At 69.5% G+C, this 17445-nt stretch carries 16 protein-coding genes; 5 read left to right on the forward strand and 11 right to left on the reverse strand.

Annotated features, from left to right (window positions below):
- Positions 1 to 284 precede the first annotated feature (284 nt).
- The 4 genes from AB0F41_RS29460 to AB0F41_RS29475 all read right to left on the reverse strand — a co-directional run bounded on the left by AB0F41_RS29460 (position 285) and on the right by AB0F41_RS29475 (position 3871).
- Positions 285 to 1208, reverse strand: coding sequence for a MerR family transcriptional regulator (locus tag AB0F41_RS29460; protein WP_357429476.1), 924 nt, complete (start codon positions 1206 to 1208; stop codon positions 285 to 287).
- Positions 1209 to 1293: 85 nt separating this feature from the next.
- A complete protein-coding gene (locus tag AB0F41_RS29465) occupies positions 1294 to 1791 on the reverse strand; it encodes a DUF6764 family protein (protein ID WP_357429478.1) in 498 nt (165 codons plus the stop codon).
- 504 nt (positions 1792 to 2295) lie between these two features.
- Positions 2296 to 3291 carry a GNAT family N-acetyltransferase gene (locus AB0F41_RS29470; RefSeq protein WP_357429480.1) on the reverse strand — a complete coding sequence of 332 codons (996 nt, stop codon included), beginning with the start codon at positions 3289 to 3291 and terminating at the stop codon, positions 2296 to 2298.
- Positions 3281 to 3871 (reverse strand): peptide deformylase, encoded by a 591-nt coding sequence (locus tag AB0F41_RS29475; RefSeq protein WP_357429482.1) that lies wholly within the window; start codon positions 3869 to 3871, stop codon positions 3281 to 3283. Before AB0F41_RS29475 ends, AB0F41_RS29470 begins: the two co-directional genes overlap by 11 nt.
- Before the next feature lie 245 nt (positions 3872 to 4116).
- Here AB0F41_RS29475 and AB0F41_RS29480 point away from each other — a divergent pair, with 245 nt between their 5' ends.
- From AB0F41_RS29480 to AB0F41_RS29500, 5 genes are all read left to right on the forward strand, one after another.
- Positions 4117 to 4461 (forward strand): DUF3263 domain-containing protein, encoded by a 345-nt coding sequence (locus AB0F41_RS29480; protein ID WP_357429501.1) that lies wholly within the window; start codon positions 4117 to 4119, stop codon positions 4459 to 4461.
- Positions 4462 to 4562: 101 nt separating this feature from the next.
- Positions 4563 to 5108, forward strand: a complete 546-nt coding sequence (locus AB0F41_RS29485) for a LytR C-terminal domain-containing protein (RefSeq protein ID WP_357429484.1) — start codon at positions 4563 to 4565, stop codon at positions 5106 to 5108.
- A 125-nt stretch (positions 5109 to 5233) separates the two neighbouring features.
- Complete coding sequence (locus AB0F41_RS29490) at positions 5234 to 5926, forward strand: superoxide dismutase family protein (protein ID WP_357429486.1); 693 nt, start codon at positions 5234 to 5236, stop codon at positions 5924 to 5926.
- A gap of 24 nt (positions 5927 to 5950) precedes the next feature.
- Positions 5951 to 7096: a glutamate--cysteine ligase gene (locus tag AB0F41_RS29495; RefSeq protein ID WP_357429488.1), complete on the forward strand. Its 1146-nt coding sequence runs from the start codon at positions 5951 to 5953 to the stop codon at positions 7094 to 7096.
- A gap of 89 nt (positions 7097 to 7185) precedes the next feature.
- Positions 7186 to 8661: a DUF5933 domain-containing protein gene (locus tag AB0F41_RS29500; RefSeq protein WP_357429503.1), complete on the forward strand. Its 1476-nt coding sequence runs from the start codon at positions 7186 to 7188 to the stop codon at positions 8659 to 8661.
- 60 nt (positions 8662 to 8721) lie between these two features.
- Here AB0F41_RS29500 and mnhG read toward each other — a convergent pair whose 3' ends face one another.
- The 7 genes from mnhG to AB0F41_RS29535 all read right to left on the reverse strand — a co-directional run bounded on the left by mnhG (position 8722) and on the right by AB0F41_RS29535 (position 17070).
- Complete coding sequence (gene mnhG / locus AB0F41_RS29505) at positions 8722 to 9075, reverse strand: monovalent cation/H(+) antiporter subunit G (protein WP_357429489.1); 354 nt, start codon at positions 9073 to 9075, stop codon at positions 8722 to 8724.
- Positions 9072 to 9332, reverse strand: coding sequence for a monovalent cation/H+ antiporter complex subunit F (locus tag AB0F41_RS29510; RefSeq protein WP_357429491.1), 261 nt, complete (start codon positions 9330 to 9332; stop codon positions 9072 to 9074). Before AB0F41_RS29510 ends, mnhG begins: the two co-directional genes overlap by 4 nt.
- The gene (locus AB0F41_RS29515) at positions 9329 to 9874 is read right to left on the reverse strand and encodes a Na+/H+ antiporter subunit E (protein WP_357429505.1); all 546 of its coding nucleotides are present in this window, start codon (positions 9872 to 9874) and stop codon (positions 9329 to 9331) included. Before AB0F41_RS29515 ends, AB0F41_RS29510 begins: the two co-directional genes overlap by 4 nt.
- 14 nt (positions 9875 to 9888) lie before the next feature.
- Positions 9889 to 11484, reverse strand: a complete 1596-nt coding sequence (locus AB0F41_RS29520) for a Na+/H+ antiporter subunit D (protein ID WP_357429493.1) — start codon at positions 11482 to 11484, stop codon at positions 9889 to 9891.
- Positions 11481 to 11861 (reverse strand): Na(+)/H(+) antiporter subunit C, encoded by a 381-nt coding sequence (locus AB0F41_RS29525; RefSeq protein WP_357429495.1) that lies wholly within the window; start codon positions 11859 to 11861, stop codon positions 11481 to 11483. Before AB0F41_RS29525 ends, AB0F41_RS29520 begins: the two co-directional genes overlap by 4 nt.
- Positions 11858 to 14647, reverse strand: a complete 2790-nt coding sequence (locus tag AB0F41_RS29530; RefSeq protein WP_357429497.1) for a Na+/H+ antiporter subunit A — start codon at positions 14645 to 14647, stop codon at positions 11858 to 11860. Before AB0F41_RS29530 ends, AB0F41_RS29525 begins: the two co-directional genes overlap by 4 nt.
- Positions 14648 to 14808: 161 nt before the next feature.
- Entirely contained in the window at positions 14809 to 17070 is a 2262-nt protein-coding gene (locus tag AB0F41_RS29535; protein WP_357429499.1) for an AAA family ATPase, read from the reverse strand.
- Between the last annotated feature and the right edge of the window lie 375 nt (positions 17071 to 17445).

A 17445-nucleotide genomic window follows, 5' to 3' on the forward strand; every position in this document is an offset into this window, starting at 1 on the left:
CGTACTCGCTTTGGCGGGTGGGGTCGCCTGTCTCGCTTTGGCGGGTGGGGTCGCCTGTCTCGCTTTGGCGGGTGGGGTCGCCTGTCTCGCTTTGGCGGGTGGGGTCGCCTGTCTCGCTTTGGCGGGTGAGGTCACCTTCTCGCCTTGGCAGGCAAGGCCACCCCCCAACCTTCACGAACAAACCCCCTCAAACACCTGAGTAGCTTCCACCCCCCTGGAAGTGCTCAAAGGCCGCGAGCTGTGGATGCCAGGCGCCCACCGCATCGTTTTTGACTCGAAGACAGCTACCCAGTTCCCCCTGATTTCGGCGGTCCGGGCGGCTTCCGCCGGCCCGGTGCGCGCGTGGCGCGCACGGCCCCACCGATTCGGTGCAGCGCGGCTTCGAGCGTGTGCACCCGGGTCCCGGCGGGGTGGGGGGCATCGGTCCAGCCGGGTCCGGCCAGTAGTAGCAGTGCCGATGCGCGGGTCTGGGCGGGGACGGATTCGGCCGCGGTGCCCCGGGTCTGGGACCACAGCACGACGATCGGGTCGCGGGGTTGCGCGGTCATCGCCTCGGCCAGAGCGGTGGCGGGGACCGCGGCGCCGAGCAGTAACGCGGGAATCGCGTGCTCGGCCAGCGCGGCGCGCAGTACTTCCAGGGGCAGGACGTGTGTCTCGCCGGCGGTGCAGGCGAGGAGCACCGGGGCGCCGCCACGGGTGTTCCGGACCGGCGGCACCGTGCGGTGCAGCGCGGTGGTGATCGCCGCGGAGAAGACGTGCTCCACATCGATGAGTCCGTGACCCTTTTCCTGGCGGGCTACCAGATCGGCGAAAACGGGGCGGCACAATCCGTTCCACGTGGTCACTACCCCGAGGTGGGCGACATGCGCGGTGATCAGCGAGAGCAGCTCCGGGTAGTCGAGCCGCCCGGCCGCCCCGAGGACCGCAGACAGATCGCCGAGGAGCGGGGCGGGGTCCGCGGCCGCGCGAGCTGCTTCGGCCGCGCTCACCGGGGTCGCACCCGCCCGCACCAGTTCCACCATCCGGCGCAGCGCCGCGATATCGCCGGCGGTGTACTGGCGGTGCTGTCCGGGGCGCCGCGGGGCGGGGCCCAGCCCGTAGCGTTGATTCCAGCTCCGCAGCGTCGCGACCGGAATGCCCAGGGATCGAGCCACCGCACTCACGGTCCGCCCGGCCTCCGCGTCGACTCCCACACCTGCCCCGGTCACTCTCCGGCCCCTTTCGCCGTCCCGGGGAACCCGGTCCGGACCTCGTCGTGCCGACTGGAATGACTCCGTGGTGGAGAATCCGCGGTCAGCGCATGGATACGCACCCCTGCAGGGTCTGGAAGTCCCCGGCGAACCCGGGGCCACCGGTGCAGGTGGGTGCCGAGGTGCCGGTGACGGTCACCGTCGCGCCGGGCCCGGCGATCCCGATGGACAGCCCCGGACGCACCCCGATGGTGTCGGCGGCGGCGCCGGGGCCCACCGCGATCGCGGCCGGACCGGAGAGGAACTGCGAGGTCGAGGTGGCATTTCCGCCGTTGGCGGCGATGGCCAGCGAGAGGCTCGTGGGTGCGGCCTGGGCGGCGGCGTCGCCGTCGAGGCCGTAGGCCGCGGCCGCACCACCCGTATCGCTGTCCGCGGCGCAGGACGCGCCGGGGGCACCGGTCTGTACGGCGGCGGAGCCGGGGGCGGGGCAGGCGGCAGCTGGTGCGGCGTTCGCTGTGGGCCCCCCGACGAAGGCCCACAGCGACGCCGCGCCTACGCCCACCAGCAATCCGAGTGAGCGTGCGGCAATGGGATGGGACATGACGGTCTCCTCGTTCTCGATCGCGGTGCCGACGGCTCCTGCGTGGGAGACGGTCGGCCGAGCCTGAAATCTCCGTCTGTGGACTCCACGCTACTCGCTAAGCGATGCAAAAGCGATGCACAAGGGGGATAGTTCGGGGCGCGCGACGAAAAGAAATCGCGAGCCCGGCCGGACCGAGGTCATGTGGTGGGCGGGCACCAACCACCACGCGGGGCCGCGGCCACCGGAACGGGACCGGGGCCGCCGGGACGCACTGCTGCCGCCGGAAGGCACCGGGGCCGCCGGGACGGGACCGGGGCCGCCGGGACGCACTGCTGCCGCCGGAAGGCACCGGGGCCGCCGGGACGGCACCGGGGCCGCCACCTTACTCACACCATGATCACCTGAGTAGGTTCCGCGATCATGTAAGTGCTCAAAGGCCGCTACACCCCGTCGGTGGGTGCACGCCGTCGGTGGGTGCACGCCGTCGGTGGGTGCACGCCGTTGGTGGGTGCACGCCGTCGGTCAGTGCACCCCGGGGACCGCGTAGCGGTAACTGTGATGGTCTACGAAGCCCAATTCGCCGAAGAGCTCCAACGCATCGACGTTTCCCGCCTCGACCTGCACGTATGCGTGTGTTGCGCCGCGGTCGCGGCCCCAGCGCAGCAGTTCGCCACAGACCAGCGCCGCGAGGCCGTGTCTGCGGTGGGCCGCGAGGACCGCCACACAGGTCAGGCCGACCCAGCGGCGTCCGTCCGGGGCGGCGGTGAGGGCGCCGCGGGCGATGGCGATGGGGCCGGGCAGCCCGAGGGAAGCGAATCCCAGCTTCCCGTCGTGGACCGCGGACAGTACTTCGGGCAGCGGGACGGTGGCGCTGTGCCCGCTGGGTTCGTCGCCGCGGTAGCGGTGGATCTCCAGCCAGGCGATATCGGGTTCGGGGGCGACCCGCACCATGGACGGGCCCTGCGGCAGCACGAAATTCTCGATATCGATGCCGAGTACGCGGGTTTCGCCCCAGCTGTTCCAGCCGGGGGGCACGGTGGCCAGCCGGTCGGGGAGGGCGAGCTGCAGGGGGAGACCCTTCGCGGCATACCAGGCGCCCATGCGGCGCAGAGTGTCCGGGCCCATCCGCGCCGGGCCGCTCGAATCGCCGATGGGTACCGCGGAATTGGCGCGGCGGGTGTAGCCGTGCCCCGCGCGCAGCATCCAGCCGTCCATCCAGGCGTATTCGGTGCCCGGCCAGCCGTGCGCGGCGGCGGTTTCCAGCGCGCGGATCTCGGAAGTGCGAATAGGCCTGGGCGCCAGCGATTTCAAGGCGACCACGCGGCCGGCCGGGATGAGCACGGGGTGCCCGTCGGCGGCCAGGACGGTCAGCGGGTTCGTCGACACCACCTCGCCGATCACATCGGTGAGCGGCGGATCGCTGCCGTCGGGCAGGCGGTAGCGGACCACGACCCGCTCGCCGACCGGGATATTCGCTGCGGCGGCGCTGTTCTCGGGTTCCGGCGGTTCAGTCGTCATGTCCGAAGGGATCCGGATCGATACCGGGCACCCAGCTCTGCCCCGGGGTGCCCCAGCCGTTGCGTTTGACCGATTTCTTCGCCGCCCGCGCGTACCGGCCGACCAGTACATCGATGTAGAGATGGCCGTCGAGGTGGCCGACCTCGTGCTGCAGCATCCGTGCGAAGAAACCGGTGCCCTCGATCGTGACGGGCTCGCCGTGCTCATCGGTCCCGGTGACCTTGGCCCAGTCCGCGCGCGCGGTGGGGAACTGCTCACCGGGCACCGACAGGCAGCCCTCGTCGTCGTCATCGGGATCGGGCATCGTCTCCGGGATCTGCGAGGTCTCCAGGACGGGATTGATCACGGCGCCGCGCCGCCGGGTCACCGTGCCGTCGTCCTCCCGGTCGGGGCAGTCGTAGACGAAGAGCCGCTTGGACACTCCGACCTGATTGGCGGCCAGGCCCACCCCGTTGGCGGCGTCCAGTGTCTCGTACATGTCCGCGACCAGCCCGGCCAGCTCGGCCGGTGCTTCGGTGACCGGCTCGGTGGGTCGGTGCAGTACGGGATCGCCGACGATCACGATGGGCAGGATTGACATGGATACGAGCTTATTGGTGTGTCTCCCGGGCTACGAAAAGGGCCTGTTCTGAACTAGTGCCGGCGGGGGTCGCGCGGAACGGGTGAAAGCCACGGGTAATTCTGGTACATCCGTACCGGACACGCCCGGATGCGTGCGGCAGCGGTAACCAGCGCGGCGTGGTTGAATATCGCAAGGCAGTAACACGGTGACGTGATCGGTTCCGAAACGTGATCGCGTCCGGTGGTAACTCGGCGAGGAGCAAGATGGACGGCGCAGCAGCGCGGGATCTTTCCGCAATCCAGGCCAGTCCTCCGGCCAATACAGCGAATACGGTCGAATCGGCCCACGATCCGGACAGCGGCCTCAGCCGCCGCGAACACGAGATCCTGGCCTTCGAACGACAGTGGTGGAAATACGCGGGCGCCAAAGAGGAAGCGATCCGCGAATTGTTCGCGCTTTCGCCCACTCGCTACTACCAGGTGCTCAATACCCTCATCGACCGCCCCGAAGCTCTGGCGGTCGATCCCATGCTGGTGAAACGCCTCCGCCGCCTGCGCGCCAGCCGCCAGAAGTCCCGCGCCGCCCGCCGCCTCGGCTTCGACGTATAGGGAGCGCAGCGACCGACCGGCGGGAGTGAAGAACCGGGATGTCAGGGCCTCACCCCCGCGCGCCGCAGGCGCGCAATCGGACACAGCGCTAGGCTCGGGCCGTGAGCAATTCGAATCCTGGCTCCGGTGGGCCGCCGCTGCGTGCGACGGCAATGGTTCTGATCGCCCTGTCGATCGTTTTCGCCGGTCTGGGCGCGATGTCGCTGTCGAGCGCCGATTCGGAGTCCGCCGAAAGCGCGGGCGCGGACTCGACGACCACCGCGCCGGCCGCGCCGCGGACCACCGCGAACGCCGCGATTCCGACGACAGCAGCGGCGGGAACCACCACCAGCGCGGTCGCGACCGGCACCCCGGCCGCCGCGGGCGAGGTGGACCGGGCCGCCCCGGTACGAGTGCTCAACAACAGTCTGGTCGCCGGGCTGGCGGCCACCACCGCGAACGAACTCGCGGCGAAGGGCTGGACCAACACCTCGACCGGTAACTACGCCGCCGCCACCTTGACCGCCACCACCGTCTACTTCGGCACCGCCCCCGGTGATCAGGAGACCGCCGCCGCGGTCGCCGCGGATATCGGGGCCACCGCCGCGCCCATGGTGCCGGGGGTGGGTGACGGTTCCGGGGTGGTCGTCGTGGTGACCGGGCGGTGATCCGGGCGGCCGGAGGTCGGGGCTGTCCCGGACGGATGCGGGTGGCGTGGCATCATCATCTGCGTCGAATGATCGTTGTCGAAACGATCGACCCGTAAACTCGGTACTCGTAAAGGAGTTCCTCGATGGCACCGTCCACATCTCGTCGCCCGTCCTGGCGGACCGTGACCCCGGTGCTGGCTGTCGCGGCTTTCGGCCTCGTTGCCTGCACGAACAGCCAGGAATCCAGCGACGTGACCGGAACGACGCCGCCGGTATGGACCTCCTCGCCGGCACCCGCGGGCGAAGGCGAGCACGGCGAGCACGCCGAGGAACAGGGCACTCCGGCCGGTTCGGGTACCGAGGTCGAGTTGAAGACGCCCAGCGGCGCCTCGGCCGGCACCGCGAACTTCACCGTCGACGGTAACCACCTCAAGGTCACCGTCGACGCCACCGGGCTGACCCCGGGCTTCCACGGCCTGCATATCCACCAGGACGGCAAGTGTGAGGCGAATTCGGCGCCGCCCGCCGGTGGCGCACCCGGTGATTTCCTCTCCGCGGGCGGACATCTGCAGGTCGGCGGCGCCACCGGACATCCGGCCAGCGGCGATCTCACCTCGCTGCAGGTCCGTGAGGACGGTCACGGCCACCTGGTGACCACCACCGATACCGTCACCATGACCGATATCCAGGGCAAGGCGCTGATCATCCACGCCGGTGCGGACAACTTCGCCAATATCCCGGAGCGCTACACCCGTGAAGGTGGCGCCGGCCCGGATCAGAACACGATGAGCACCGGGGACGCGGGCGGACGCGTCGCGTGCGGCGTCATCGGGTAGCAGTCGACACGCTACGGAGGCGATATGGGTGGGGCACGGATCGAGCCGGTTCCTTTCCGTGTGTCGCCCAGGCCGACCATCGGGATCGAATGGGAGATCGCGCTCGTCGACAAGACGAGCCGTGATCTGTCCAATACCGCCGCCGCGGTATTCGATGCCGTAGGTGAGTTGCGCGCTCACGACGGCACCCCGCAGGTGAGTAAGGAACTGCTGCGCAACACGGTGGAACTGGTCACCGGCGTGCACGAGACCGTCGGTGCGGCGGTGCAGGATCTGTCCGGCACCATGGATACGGTGCGGCGGGCCGCGAACGGGCTCGGGGTGGATCTTTTCTGCGCGGGTACCCATCCGTTCGCACAGTGGTCGACCCAACAGCTCACCCGCACCGAACATTACGACGAGCTGATCGAACGCACCCAGTGGTGGGGCCGGCAGATGCTGATCTGGGGCGTGCATGTGCACGTCGGGGTTTCGCACCGGGAGAAGGTCTTTCCGATCCTGAACTCGCTGCTGCTGTCGTATCCGCATCTGCTGGCGCTGTCGGCGTCCTCGCCGATGTGGTCGGGATCGGATACCGGGTACGCGAGTAACCGGGCGCTGATGTTCCAGCAGTTGCCGACCGCGGGGCTGCCGTTCCAGTTCGAGAACTGGGGCCAGTTCGAGCGTTACGTGCACGACGAGATGAAAACTGGTGTGTTCGAGCAGCTCGGCGGGATGCACTGGGATATCCGGCCGGCCCCGAAATGGGGAACCATCGAGGTCCGGATCTGCGACGGGATCTCCAGCCGCGCCGAACTGGCCGCGCTGGCGGCCTTCATCCACTGTCTGATCGTGCACCTGGACGAACGGGTGGAGAAGGGCGAGGATCTGCCGACCCTGCCGCCGTGGCATGTGCAGGAGAACAAATGGCGGGCCGCGCGCTACGGTCTGGACGCCATCGTGATCGTCGACGCGGACAACCGGGAACGGCTGGTCACCGAGGATCTCGCGGAACTGCTGGAACGGCTCGAGCCGACCGCGCGGCGGCTGGGTTGCGCGGACGAACTCGCCGCGGTGGCCGATATCCCGCAGCGCGGCGCCAACTATCAGCGGCAGCGCAAGGTCGCCGCGGCGGCGCAGGGGGATCTGGTGGCGGTGGTCGACTCGCTGGTGCGTGAACTGGACGGATAGACCCGTCCGGCCCGCTGCTGTTCAACAGGCCGTGGGCCTGCCGTTCACGTGCCGTTTACGATGAGCGGGTGCTAGTCGAAAACCCGAATATGGGAGCTGGAGCCGCGGCGCGCCGATCCGCGCCGCAACGGGGGTTTCGGGTATTCGCTGTCCTCGCGGTACCGGCCCTGTTGACCGCCTTGCAGGCGGTGGCGATATGGCGCGGGTACGAGGGTCCGCTGGAGAGTCTGTTCCGGGATTACCTGGGCACTCCCAAGTCCATGACCGTGCCCTGGGCGGGGCTGGTGCTGGCGCTCGTCGGCCTCTCCGGCCGCCACCGGGTGGTCGCGTTCGCGTCCGCGGTGGCGATCGATATCGGGTACGCCGGTGTCCGCCTGCTGATGGGGGAGCCGTTCACCGTCGGGAACGGTCCGGTCCTGGTACTCACCGGGCTGGTGCTGGTGGCGTGGTTGCGCTGGGAGGGGCCGCGGCGGCGTAACGCGCTGCGGGCGGCGGCGCTGGGGGCGCTGCTCATCCTGGCCACCAAGGTCGGCGATGTCTGGCTGCACATCACCATCGACCTGCGCCCCGAGGTGCTGGACCAGTACGTGATGCTGGCCGATCACGCGCTCGGCGACCCGTCCTGGGTGATGGGCCGGGTACTGGAGACGCTGGGGCCGGTGCCCGACGCGGTGCTGCACTGGGTGTACATCGAACTGCCGGCCGCGGCGATCCTGGTCGCGGTCTGGCAGTTGCGCTCGGTGGCCGGTGGTGGCCGGTGGCCCGCCCACTATCTCGTGCGCACGTTCCTGGTCCTCGGACTGGTCGGCCCGCTGGTGTACATCCTGTTCCCGGTGGTCGGGCCGATGTTCGCCTACGGCGCCGACGGTAACGGCTTCCAGATGGGCAACTACTGGCCCGGGATGGTCCCCTCGCTGGACCGCAGCCCGGAGGCGATGACGTTCGACGCGGTGGCGCCGCGCAACTGTATGCCGTCCATGCATACGGCGTGGGCGCTGGCGCTTTTCCTGCACACCCGGCGTAATCCGGACGGATCGCTCGCGCCCACCTGGCTGCGCTGGGGCGGGACCTTCTGGCTGCTGTGCACCCTGGCGGCGACTCTGGGCTTCGGCTACCACTACGGCGTGGACCTGGTCGCGGGTGCGGTGCTGTGCCTGACGGTCGAGTCCGCGCTGCGCGAACCCGAACGCGGCTGGGGCCGGTTCCGGATCCGCCTGGTCGCGGGCGGGGTGGCGGTGCTGGTGGCGCTGCTGCTGGGTTACCGGTTCCTCGCCGTGCAGATGGCCGACCATCCGATCGTGGCGGGTTCGGTGGTGCTCTCGCTGCTGGCCGCGATGGCGGCCGGATTCCACGCGACGTGGTTCGCGCGCCGGCGTGGGGTCGCCGGGCCGGCGGCGTCCGGTTTCGCCGGCCGGTTGCCGGGTTCGGTGACCGCCGACTCCGCTGTCGCGGGGTCGTTCGCGGCACCGGGCGTCGCGGCCTCCGGTCGGCTCGCGGTGCCGGTGCGGGACGCTGCCACGCCTGTCCACGTCCCGGCTCCGATGGGAGAGGGTCCGGCGGCCTGATCTCCGGTGGGCAGGCCGGTACCACTGCGGCGGGCGCCGATACCCGCTGAGAGCCACCGGTTACGACTGCCGCTGCTCCTTTTCGAGATCGGCCTCCAGCTCGTTCACGATCAGCAGATCCTTGCGGTGCAACTCCTCGCGATAGGCGGTGCGGCCGATCAGGTGGGCGATCACCGGCGCGGTGAGCAGGGTGAACAGCCCGACCATCACCAGCATCCAGACGTTCGGATCTTCGTAGACCCGTAAACAGGTGCCCGTCAGCACCAGGGTCAGCCCGATGACCTGTGGCTTGGTCGCGGAGTGCATACGCAGCAGGGTGTCCGGGAAGCGGACGATGCCGATCGCCGCGGTCAGCGCGAACAGGGCGCCGAGGATGATGAGGGTGCCGGAGATCCAGTTCAGTACGGTCGTCATCGGTCGTCCCGTACCCGGTAGCGGGTGACGGCGGCCGACCCCAGGAAGCCCACCAGCGAGAGCGCGACGATGGCGGGTACCACCGTGGTGTCCCGGCTGTAGGCCGCCCACACCGCGAGCCCGCAGATCGCCATCGCGATGATCGAGTCGATCCCCACGACCCGGTCGAGGGTGTCGGGTCCGGCCAGGATCCGGTAGGCGGTGATCAGCGCGGCAGCGCTGAGCAGCACCGCGGCCACAATTGCGACGACGTTCACGAGCGCACCTCCTCGGGGGTGTCCGGCGGGGGAAGCGGGGTGGCGCGGTTCTCCAGCCCGGCGATCAGCAACCGTTCGATATGGCGGATCGTCCGGTAGAAACTGGCCACCGCCTTCTCGCTGCCGATATCGATGACATGCACATAGACCACGCACTGCTGGCGATCGATCTCCAGCACCATGGTGCCCGGGATCAGGTTCAGCAGATTGGTGCACAGCACCAGCACCAGGTCCGATCGGAACGCGAAACGCACCCGCAGCACACCCGAAACCGGCGGTGGTCCGGGGCGCAACGCGAACCAGGCGAGCTGCAGGCTGGATTCGAGCGCGTAGTACACGCTGGCGGCCACGAGCCGGATGAGCGGCAGCAGCCGCAGCCGGCCGCGGACCGGGATCCGGGGCAGCGGGAGGGTCACCATGATCACCAGGCCGACCATGAAACCCGCCAGCACGTTGGCGGGGCTGATCTGCCCCCACAGCGCCACCCAGACCGCCGTGAGCCAGACCAGCACCCCCGCGCGCAGGATGTTGTCGCGGGTCAGAGCTATCCAGCGCGTCATTTCGTACCCCCGCCGAGCACCGCGCCGATGTAGACGCCGCGATTCTGCAGTTCCACCGCGGCCCGGTCGGCGATACCCAGTACCGGCCCGGCCCATACCGTGAGCGCCACACCGACCGCGACCAGTGCCGCGGTCGGCAACACCATCATCACCGGTAGCCGGCCCGGATCGGTCCGCTCGTCGTAGAGCATGTCGGTGTTGTCCTCGACCAGCGACGGGAGGGTCGCCGCGACCAGATGTCCTTCCGGCGCCTGTTCGCGCGGCCGCCAGAAGGCCTTGCTCCAGACCCGCGCCATTACATACAGGGTGAGCAGGCTGGTCACCACCGATCCACCCACCAGAATCCAGGCCACGGCGCTGCCGTCCTGGGCGCCGGCCTGCAGCAGCGCCACCTTGCCGATGAAACCGGAGAACGGCGGGATCCCGCCGAGATTCAGCGCCGGTATCAGGAACAGTCCGGCCAGCAGTGGACTGGCCGCGGCGAGCCCGCCGACCCGGCGCAGCGAGGTCGATCCGGCCTGGCGTTCTATCAACCCCGCGACGAGGAAGAGCGCGGTTTGCACCAGGATGTGATGGGCGATGTAGAACACGGTGCCGGCGAGACCGATCCGGCTGGCTATCCCGACGCCGAACATCATGTAGCCGATATGGCTGACCAGGGTGAACGACAGCAATCGGCGGATATCGTTCTGCGCGATCGCGCCGAAGATACCGATCAGCATGGTGAGCAGGCCCGTGATCAGGAGCAGGTTGTCGAAACCGCCGTCCGGGAACAGCAGGGTCTGGGTGCGGACGATGGCGTAGACGCCGACCTTCGTGAGCAGGCCGGCGAAAACGGCGGTGACCGGGGCCGGAGCGGTGGGGTAGGAATCGGGTAGCCAGTTCGACAGCGGGAACACCGCGGCCTTGATCCCGAACGCGACCAGCAACACCGCGTACACAGCTTGGCGGATACCGTCGGGAATCCCGTCCATCCGCACCGCGAGCTGAGCGAAGTTCAGGGTGCCGGTCGCGCCGTAGATGACCGCGGTGCCGATCAGGAAGATCAGCGACGACACCATTGACACCATCACATACGACACTCCGGCCCGGATCCGTTCGGCGGTCGCGCCCAGGGTCAGCAGGACGAAGGAGGCGACCAGCAGCATCTCGAAGCCGACGAAGAGATTGAACAGGTCGCCGGCCAGGAAGGCCATCGAGACGCCCGCGTTGAGCACCAGATAGGTGGGCCAGAAGATCGAGGTGGGCTGGCGGACCCGGCTGTCACCGATGTTCTGGCCGGCGCCGTACACGGCGACAGCGAGCAGCACGATCGCCGATACCAGCAGCATCGCCGCCGACAGGCGGTCCACCACGATGGTGATACCGATCGGCGTCTCCCAGCCGCCGACCTGCACGGCCACCGTGCCGTCACGATCGGCCAGGTACAGCATGCCGGCGCAGATCACCACTACCGAGGTGAGCGCAACCATCACCAAGACGCGCTGGATACGCGGGCTGCGCCCGACGATCAGGGTCGCGGCGGCGGCCAGCAGGGGGATGAGGACCGGGAGGGGGGCCAGCGCGGGCAGGAAATCGGGAGACAGGCTCATTCTTCGGGTTCCTCCCGCTCGCGCGCGGCGATCCCGATGTCCTCCGGGTCGTTCTCCACTTTTTCGCTGGTGGTCAGGATGTAGGAGCGATAAGCCAGGGCCAGCACGAACGCCGAGATCCCCAGGGTGATCACGATGGCGGTCAGGATCATGGCCTGGGCCAGGGGGTCGGCCATCGTGCTGTGCTCGGTATCGGCCGAGCCCTTGATCGGTGCCGACCCGTCCGGCCCGCCCATGGTGAGGATGAGCAGGTTCACGGCATTGCTGAACAGCAGGATGCCGAGCAGCATCTTGGAGACGGTCCGCTCCAGCAGCAGATACACACCGCAGGCGATGAGCACACCGACGACGATCAACAGGGTCAGGTTCGCGCTCATGATTGCACCAGCTCGTCGTCCAGCCGCGCGCCGAGGCTGCGCAGTACATCCAGGACCAGGCCCACCACGATCAGGTAGACCCCGAGATCGAAGAACAGGGAGGTCACGAGTTTGATGTGGCCGAGCACCGGCACCGTTGTCTCCACGATGACCGAGTACAGCGGCGGCGCACCCAGCAGCAGTGACATCGTGGCGGTACCGGCCGCGAGGATCAGCCCGGCGCCGAGCAGGCGGCCGGCGTCTACGGGCAGCGCCTCGCCCAATTCGTACTGTCCGCCCGCGAGATAGCGCAGCACCAGGGCCAGCCCGGCGATGAGACCACCGGCGAAACCGCCGCCCGGGGCGTTGTGGCCGGAGAAGAAGAAATACACCGACAGCACCATGATGGTGGGGAACACCAGGCGGGTGGTGATCTGCAGGACCATCGACCGGTCCCGGCGATCCACCAGGCGGCCCGCGGGCAGCCAGCTCACCTTGCCGGGCGCGTAGTTCGGGGCGTCGGCCGCGCGGGGCGCCAAACCGAACCGGCGACTGCGGAACACCAGCGAGGCGACCCCGGTCGCGGCCACGACCAGCACCGATATCTCGCCGAGCGTATCCCAGGCGCGGATATCGACCAGCAGGACGTTCACCGCGTTCTTGCCGCCGCCGAATTCGTAGGCGGCGTCGGGGATACGTTCCCAGATCGGCTGGGTGTTGCGGGCCGCGCCGGCGAAGGCCGCCAGCACCGGGACCGCGATTCCGGCGGCGATGGCGATCGCCGCCCGGCCGATCTGGAACCCGGCCTGCTGTTCCGGCCCGATCTCGGCCGGGAAGGCCCGCAGTACCAGGACGAAGACGACCAGGGTGAGAGTTTCGACCAGGAATTGGGTGAGCGCGAGGTCGGGTGCGCCGTGCAGAGCGAAGATGATGCCGCAGCCGTAGCCGGTGAGGCCTACCACCAGCACACTGGCCAGGCGGTTGCGCAGGACCGTCGCGGCGAGCGCCATGGCGATCATGATCGCGCCGATCACCAGCTGTAAAGGGGAATCCCAGAGCCGCAGTTCGACACCTGTGCGGGTGCCGACGGCCAGCACGACCGCGGGCAGGATGACGAGTGTCCCGAGGATGGCGGCCTGGTTCAGCGGCAGCGAACCGCGCTGTACGGAACCGGTCATCCGCAGTGAGATCCGGTCCATGGCGCGCAGGGCGGCGTCGTAGCCGCGGTCGGCGTTACCGAGCAGGGTGGTCGAGTGGTCGAACCGGTCGCGCACCGCGAACAGGGCCGCGCCGGCGGCGATGATCACCACGGTGAGCAGCAGCGGCCGGGTCAGGCCGTGCCAGAGCTGTAGATGCGCGGTCAGCGCGCCGGTCAGCGTCGCGGCGTAGGGCGCCAGCAGTCCGTCGACCCAGGGTGCGGCGAGGCCGGCGCCCAGCGATCCCAGCGCCAGCAGGACCGGTGCGCCGATCAGCGCGGCACCCGGCGGGTGCCAGCCGGGGATCCGCACACCGGGTTTATCGGCGAAGGCGCCCCACAGGAAGCGGGCGCTGTAGGCCACGGTGAGCACGGAACCCAGCACCACGCCCGCGCACAGCAGCAGGCGGCCGGTGGTGCCGAGCGGTTCGGCGTCGAGTACGGCGCCCAGCGCGGATTCCTTGGCCACGAAACCCCAGAGGGGTGGGATACCGGCCATACTCAGCGCGGCCAGCGCCGCTGTCGCGAAAAGTACCGGTGCGCGCCTGCCCAGGCCCGACAGTTCGTTGATATCGCGGGTGCCCGCGCCGTGATCGATGATGCCGACCACCAGGAACAGGCAGGCTTTGAACAGGGCGTGCGCCACCAGCAGCGCGATACCGGCGAGAGCGGCGTCGGGGGTACCGATTCCGACCATCGTCACCAGGAAGCCGAGCTGGCTCACCGTGCCGAACGCCAGCACCAGTTTCAGATCGGTGACCTGCATCGCGCGTAGCCCGGCCAGCAGCATCGAGGCCACCCCCAGGGTGAGCACGAGCGGTCGCCAGACCGGTTCGCCGGCGAAGGCGGGGGCCATCCGGGCGATGAGATACACACCGGCCTTGACCATCGCGGCGGCGTGCAGATAGGCGCTCACCGGGGTGGGTGCGGCCATGGCACCGGGCAGCCAGAAATGCAGCGGCACGATGGCCGATTTACTCAGCGCGCCGACCAGCACGAGGACCAGCGCGACCTGCACCGCGATTCCGCCCGGCGGGTGCTCGGCGGCCAGCAGATCCGAGAGCAGATAGCTGTCGTAACGCTCTCCCAGGATGACTATCCCGGCCAGCATCGCCAGCCCGCCCGCGCCGGTGACCAGCAGCGCCTGCAGGGCGGCCCGGCGTCCCGCGGCGCTGTCGGAATTATGTCCGACGAGCAGGAAGGACAACACCGTGGTCACTTCCCAGAACGTGAACAGCAGCAACATGTTATCGCTGGTGACCAGGCCGAACATCGCGCCGGAGAACGCGACCAGCCAGGCGGCGAAGGAGCCGAGTTTGGGTTCGTCGTCGCTGAAATAGCGTGCGCAGTAGGCGAGTACGAGGGCACCGATCCCCAGGACCAGCGCGCTCATCACGGTGGCGAGGGAGTCGAACCGGAAGTCCAGATAGAGGTCGATACTCGGCGCCCAGCTCATCCGGAGCTGCACGGTGTCGTTCCACCGGGCGATGACCCAGACGAGGGAACCGAGGGGGACGAGCGCGAGCGGATAGAACGCGTTGCGCCCCATCACTCGCACGGCGGGCGGCGCGACGAGCGCGGCCAAAGCGTGTGCGAGCAGGATGGCGAGCAAGCGTTACCTCCGTCGGGAATCGGGGCGGCGGGGTACAGCGCGCTCATCATATGCGAGCACGATCTGGGACAATCGTACAGGTTAACGGACCGTGGTCCGCATCCGGCTACCGTCGGGCAACGATCATCGCAGGTCAGACATATCGGGCGGGGCGGCCGGAGTCAGTGCCGAGCGTCGGCGTATCGGCGCAATGCTTCGACCTGCTCGGGGTCCAGTGACGGCCGTACCGCCCGCCGCCCGGCGGCGATATCTGCGGCAGTGACATCGGCTGCCATCACATCGCGTCGCATGGCCGCCAGCGCGGCCTCACGCAACAGCGCCGCACAGTCGGCCGCCGAGAAGCCCTCCAGATCCGCGGCCAGCCGCGCGAGGTCGACCGATTCCGCCAGCGGCACCGACCGGCCCGCCGTACGAAGGATCGCGTGCCGGGCGTCGGCATCCGGTGGCGGCACGAAAACCAGACGCTCCAACCGGCCCGGGCGCAGCAGCGCCGGATCGATCAACTCCGGGCGGTTGGTGGCGCCCAGCACCACCACATCACGCAACGGTTCCACGCCGTCCAATTCGGTGAGCAGCGCCGCGACCACCCGGTCACCGACGCCGGAATCCGAACTCTGCCCGCGCCGCGGCGCCAGCGCGTCCACCTCGTCCAAGAAGATCAGGGAGGGCGCCGAATCCCGGGCCCGCTGGAACAGTTCCCGCACGGCGCGTTCGGACGAGCCCACCCATTTGTCCATCAGCTCCGCGCCCTTGACCGAGTGCACACTGAGCTGGCCGGTCCCCGCCAGCGCCCGGACCAGGTAGGTCTTTCCGCAGCCGGGCGGCCCGTAGAGCAGCACCCCGCGCGGCGGATCGATACCCAGGCGGGCGAAGGAGTCGGGATGGCGCAGCGGCCAGAGCACCGTCTCGGTGAGCGCCTGCTTGGTCTCGACCATATCGCCCACATCGTCGAGCCCGAGACTGCCGATCGCCAGTTCCTCGCTGCCCGAACGCGACAGCGGCCGGATCACCTCGAGCGCACCGGTCAGATCCTCGTGCTCCAACCGCGGTTCGCTGTCGTCGCGGCTGGCCCGCGCCGCCGCGCGCAATGCCGCCTCCCGGCACAGAGCGGCGAGATCGGCCACCACGAACCCCGGTGCCGCCGCGGCCACCTCGTCCAGCCGCAGTTCACCGGTGGGGACCTTGCGCAGCAGCTGCTCCAGCAGGTTCCGGCGCACCGGCGCGGTGGGCAGGGTCAGCGCGAGCTCCCGGTCACACAGATCGGGAGCCCGCAACCGCGGATCGACACCGGCCGGATTCGAGGTGGTCGCCAGCAACGCCACACTCGGCTCGGCGACCGCCGCGCGCAACTGGTCCAGGATCAAGGTGGCCACCGGCTCGGCCGGTTCGGGCAACAGCGCGTCGATATCGGTGACCAGCAGAATCGCGCCCTGCCCCGAACTCGCCGCCGCCACCGCCGCGGCGACCTCACGCAACCGCGCCCCGCTCTCCGCGGCACCCACCGACGGCCCGTCCAGCTGCACCACCCGCCGCGGCGCCGCCACCGCGCGCGCCAGCGTGGCCTTGCCCACCCCCGCGGGCCCGGTGATCAGCGCCCCCAGTCGCGGCGCGGCGCCCAGTGCCTTCAGCAACTCCGGTTCGTCCAATGCCAGACTCAGCCACTCGGCAAGCTTGGCGGCCTGCGGCCGCGCCCCCGCCAGCTCCTCCACCCCGATCTCCGTCGCGGGCGTACTCGCCACCGGGACGTTCCCCGGCAGATCAGTGGGGGTCACGGTATCCAGATGGCTGGGCACCAGCGGCTGCCGCGCCGCGTTCGCACCGTTCACCCGCACCGCGGGCGACTCCCCGGCGGTCACCGCCCCCGTCGCACCGGCCGTCCATTCCACCGCCGAATTCGGTTGCACACTCACCGGCCCGCTCGCGGGTTCGGTCGCGACAACGGTGAGCAGCTCCGAAGTCCAGGCGATACCGAAAGCCCGCGACAACGCCTGACTGGCCGCCGACGACGGAATATCGGGGCCGAGATCCCGCGGCAGCAGCGAAACCGTATCCCCCACGGTCACCACCTTGCCCAGCAACGCCTGCCGCAGCGTCGCGGCCGGAATCGACTGGGTGGCGTGCCGCGACCCGCTCACCGAGATATGCCGGGCCCCGTACACCACGGCCGGGGACACCACGACGGACCCGTTCTCCCGTAACCCCGCGTTCGACAGGGTCACATCATCGAGCAGCGCGGTACCCGCCGGAGTCCCCGCGGGAGCCCGGCCCACCACCGCCGCCGTCCGCCGCGCCCCGACCAGGGTGACCCCATCCCACTCCCGCAACCCGAGCGCGGTGAGCACTTCGGGATGCAAACGGATCACCCCACGACGCGCATCGGCGGCAGAGGAATTCAATCGAACCGTCAACGCCAACTCAGCCACGGTGTTTATTCTGCGCGCCTTCGGCGCGCGGGGTTGCGGGCCCCTCGTGTCCCGTGTTTCAGCCCTCGAGACTCGCGCCTGCGGCGCCTCGCTTCGAGGGCTGAAACACGGGACGGCCCGCAACCCTCCAAGGGCCTCGCTGAACTCGGCACCACCGAGGCGGTATGTGGCCCGAACAAGCCCGATGCGTCCCCCACACCGCCCACACCCACCGGACCACCCGGCCCTCATCCGGATGCGCCACTCCCCACAATCAGGCCACCCTCGCTGTGCCGAGTTCAGCGAGGCCCTGAAAGGGTTCGGCCCGCGTCGGCTGTCAGCGCTCGAAGCAATGCGGCGCTCCGGGAATTGCCCGGTGATCTCCTGGTCCTGCTC

The sequence above is a fragment of the Nocardia sp. NPDC024068 genome, assembly GCF_040638875.1.
In the GTDB taxonomy this organism is placed as follows: domain Bacteria; phylum Actinomycetota; class Actinomycetes; order Mycobacteriales; family Mycobacteriaceae; genus Nocardia.